This is a genomic window from Pseudonocardia sp. McavD-2-B (assembly GCF_024124365.1).
GTDB classification, from domain to species: domain Bacteria; phylum Actinomycetota; class Actinomycetes; order Mycobacteriales; family Pseudonocardiaceae; genus Pseudonocardia; species Pseudonocardia alni.
On record NZ_JAMXSG010000403.1, the window covers coordinates 1 to 3807 of the forward strand.

General features: G+C 75.9%; 4 protein-coding genes and 1 pseudogene. 3 read left to right on the plus strand and 2 right to left on the minus strand.

Annotated elements, in window-relative coordinates; all coding sequences use genetic code 11:
- The 3 genes and pseudogenes from NH602_RS29190 to NH602_RS29200 all read left to right on the plus strand — a co-directional run.
- Positions 1-225 (plus strand): annotated as a pseudogene (locus NH602_RS29190) (hypothetical protein); the annotation flags it as partial.
- A 9-nt stretch (positions 226-234) separates the two neighbouring features.
- A complete protein-coding gene (locus NH602_RS29195; RefSeq protein ID WP_179761153.1) occupies positions 235-1110 on the plus strand; it encodes a CHASE3 domain-containing protein in 876 nt (291 codons plus the stop codon).
- Positions 1111-1154: 44 nt separating this feature from the next.
- The gene (locus NH602_RS29200; RefSeq protein WP_073577520.1) at positions 1155-2243 is read left to right on the plus strand and encodes an alpha/beta hydrolase fold domain-containing protein; all 1089 of its coding nucleotides are present in this window, start codon (positions 1155-1157) and stop codon (positions 2241-2243) included.
- A gap of 10 nt (positions 2244-2253) precedes the next feature.
- Here the strand turns inward: NH602_RS29200 and NH602_RS29205 are convergent, their stop codons facing one another.
- The gene (locus NH602_RS29205; protein WP_253069490.1) at positions 2254-2535 is read right to left on the minus strand and encodes a hypothetical protein; all 282 of its coding nucleotides are present in this window, start codon (positions 2533-2535) and stop codon (positions 2254-2256) included.
- Positions 2536-2669: 134 nt separating this feature from the next.
- Positions 2670-3807: sorbosone dehydrogenase family protein (locus NH602_RS29210; protein WP_374210277.1), on the minus strand; the 1138-nt coding region annotated here is incomplete at its 5' end.

Sequence of the window (3807 nt, forward strand, 5' to 3'; positions counted from 1 at the left end):
GACGGCGCCGACCCGGCCGCACGGATCCGGCTGGCCCAGGCGCTGGTCGAGCAGCCCGGGTCCGGGGCGCGGGAGGCGCTGCTCCGGCTCACCCGCGACGACGACCGGGCCGTCGCCCTGGTCGCGACGGCGTTCGCGGGGCGTACGGGCCGAGCGGCACCGCCGCCACGGCCGGGCCGGTCCACCCGGTCGCTCGGACAGGCCCCACCCCGGGCCCGTCCGTAGACTCCCGCCGTGGCCAGGCGCCTTCGCGACACCCTGAGCGCTCCGGCGCGACCCGTCCTGCGGTACTGGAACGACCTGCCCATGCGCGTGCAGGGGCGCATCACGATCGGGCTGCCGCTCGTCGCGGTGCTGATCTCGGCCGGGCTGGCCCTGACCGGGAACCTGCAGCGGGTCGACATCGAGACCGACATCCAGCGCAAGTTCGAGATGACCGGATCGCTCGGCGAGCTCACCACGCTCATGGTCGACGCCGAGACCGGGATGCGCGGCTACCAGCTCACCGGGCGCACGGAGTACCTGGAGCCGTTCACCGACGCGTCGGCGGAGCTCCCGGCGGTGCTGGGACGGCTGGAGACGCTGGCCACTGCGGAGCCCGGGGAGAAGCCGCGCACGGACAAGCTGGCCCGGATCGCCGAGCTGCGGGACCTGACGTCGAAGCAGATGACCGACCTGGCCCGGCAGCGCGACGTCGTCGCCGCGGGCGGGGACACCGACGGCGAGATCCGGCAGGACCTCGCCTACGGCAAGAACCTCATGGACGGCATCCGCAGTCGCGTCGACCAGATGCGGACCGGTGAGCGGGAGCTGCTCGACGACCGGATCGAGGAGATCAACCAGATCCGCCTCCGCGACTACCTGTCGGTCGGCATCGCGCTCGCGGTCGCCGTGCTGGCCCGGTTCCTGGCCTGGTTCCTCCACCGCAACGGCATCCTGCGCCGGGTGGACCGGCTCGCCGACACCGTGCGCGTCATCCGCGAGGGCGGCTCGGTGCCCGAGCCGCCGCCGGTGAAGCGGGACCGGATGGGCGAGCTCGAACGGGAGGTCCACCTGCTCGAACCGGCCGCTCCGGCGCGGCGCGACGACGCCGTTGACGGACGCGTGTGACGCGGGACACGATCAGGCGGCCACCCACTGCCCGAGGAGCCCGCATGAGCACCGACGCCTCCGTACCCACCCGCGCACCCGGCAGGCTCGGGGACCCGGCGACGACGATCGGCGACGACCCGCGGGCCGACCCGCGGATGGTCGCGGTGCTGGAGGGATTCGGCCTGACCGGGCACGCCGACGACGCCCCGATGGACCGCACCGCGGGCCGCCCGGCCCTGCTCGGGTTCGTCGACGCCGTCGAGGAGGGCTTCGAGGGCCTGTTCGCCGCGCTCGCCACCGGCTGGACCCCACCGGCCGGGGTCGACCGCACGACGCGGACCGTTCCCGGCGCCGACGGGCACCCGATCACCCTGTACGTCCACCGCCCCACCGGCGTCGACGGGCCGCTGCCGGTGATCTACCAGGTGCACGGCGGCGGGATGGTCATGCTGGCCGCCCAGGGGCCGCTCTACGCGCGCTGGCGCGACGAGCTGGCCGCCGAGGGCGCCGTCGTCGTGGGGGTCGAGTACCGCAACGGGGGTGGGCGGCTCGGGCCGCACCCGTTCCCGGCGGGTCTGGACGACTGCGTCACCGGCCTGCACTGGGTGCACGAACACCTCGCGGAGCTGGGCGGCACGCACGTCGTCGTCACCGGGGACTCCGGCGGGGCGAACCTCGCGCTCGGGCTGGCGGTCCGGGCCGGTCGCGACGGCTGGTCCGGGCGGATCGCCGGGGTCTACGCCCAGTGCCCCTACGTGCTGGGGTCCTGGGACCGGCCGCCCGCGGACCTGGCGTCGCTGTGGGAGAACGACCGCTACTGGCTCAACCGGGAGCTGTTCCCGCTGCTCGCCGAGGTCTACGACCCCGGCTCCGCGCACGCCGACGACCCGACCTGCTGGGCCGCGGCCGCAGGCCCCGAGGACCTGCAGGGGCTCCCGCCGCACGTGATCGCGTGCGCGGAGCTGGACCCGCTGCGCGACGAGGGACTCGCCCACCACCGTCGGCTGCTCGCGGCGGGGGTGCCGTCGGTCGGGCTCGTGTACCCGGGGCTCTGCCACGTCGGGATGATCCTGTTCCGCGACGCGATGCCCGACGTCTACGCGCACGCCGTGCGCGATGTCGTCGGCTTCGCCCGGTCGGTGCGCGGCTGAGCCCGCCGGGTCAGGACACGGCGGGCGGGACGGCGGGCGGGGCCGGGGCGTCACCGGTGTCCGGGCGCACCCGGCGACGGCATCCCAGCACGACCAGGTGCGCGTCGAGCACCCTGGCGAGCAGGACCCGGTCGGCCCGGGCACCCGCGGCCGGGTCGGTCAGCATGTCGGCGACGTCGTGCTCGGTGCCGGTGCCGCCGAGACCCGCGTAGCGGGCCCAGACATCGTAGGCGGACAACCCGGACAGCGCCGCCCCGGCCGGGAGCGACACCGTCACGGGTTCCTCGGGCACGACCATCCGCGCCGTCTACCCGGCTCCGGGCGGTTCAGACCCCCGGGCACCCCTTTTCTCTGCGTCGTTTCCGCCTTGTCGGACCGTCCTGGGCCTCGTGCGCATCATGGTGGTCGAGGACGACGACCCCGGGATCAGCTCGGGTCGATCCGCAGGATCCGGTCGTCGTCGCCGTTCGAGGTCGTGACCAGCAGCGGACCGCCGGGCACGGCGTACACCCCGCGCAGCCGGCCGGGGTCCCCGTCGAGCGCCGCCGGGATCTCGACGTCGGAGACCGCGCCGTCGGTGCCCTCCGGGCCGACCCGCATCAGCAGCAGCTTCTGCCCGCGCAGCGCGGCGACGGCGAGCATCCCGTTCCGCTGCCCCCACGCTTCGCCGTCGAGGAACGCGGCGCCGGCCAGCGCCTCGGGCGGGCTGCCGGAGGCCCACACGGCGGGGACGGCGTCGGGGAAGCGGTCCCGGTCGGTCATCGGGACCGACTCGTCGTAGGTGGTCACCGTGCCGCCCTGCGAGGGGTCCCAGCCGTAGTTGCCGCCCGGGCGCAGCAGGTTCACCTCGTCGTCGCGGGTCGGGCCGTGCTCGGCGGTGAAGACCCGCCCGGTGCCCGGCTCGACCGCGACGCCCTGCACGTTGCGGTGCCCGGAGGTGTACACGAGCCGCTGGGCCGGGTCGGCGGCGTCGGCGAAGGGATTGCCGGCCGCGGGCCCGCCGGTGGCCGGGTCGACCCGCAGCGTCTTGCCGCCGAGCGAGGTGAGGTCCTGCGGGGTGGCGGGCATCGCCGCGTCGCCGGTCCCGACGACGAGCGCCCCGGTGTCGTCGACGGCGATCCGGCAGCCCGAGTGCCGTCCGCCCGAGGCGATCGGCAGACCGCCGACCAGCGGGTCCGCGACCCGGGTCGCGGTGGCCCCGTCCGCGGACAGCGTCCAGGTGACCAGCCGGACGTCGACCGGGCTCCCGTTCTCGGCACGGGTCTGGCAGGTGGTGAACCGGTTCGACGTCGCGAAGTCGGCGTGCACGGCCAGGCCCATCAGCCCGCCCTCGCCGCGGGCGAACACGTCGCCCAGGTCGGCGGCGACCGGGGTGACCGCGGTGCCCGGGTCGAGCGAGGCGAGCAGCGACAGGCGCCCGTCCCGCTCGGTGACCAGCGCCCGCCCGTCGGGCAGCACGCCGACGCTCCAGACGTGGGAGAGCCCGTCCGCGACGACGACCGGCGCCAGGTCGCCGGCCGCCGCCGGGGCGTCGGTGGTGGGCGGCGCGGGCGCCGGCTCGGCG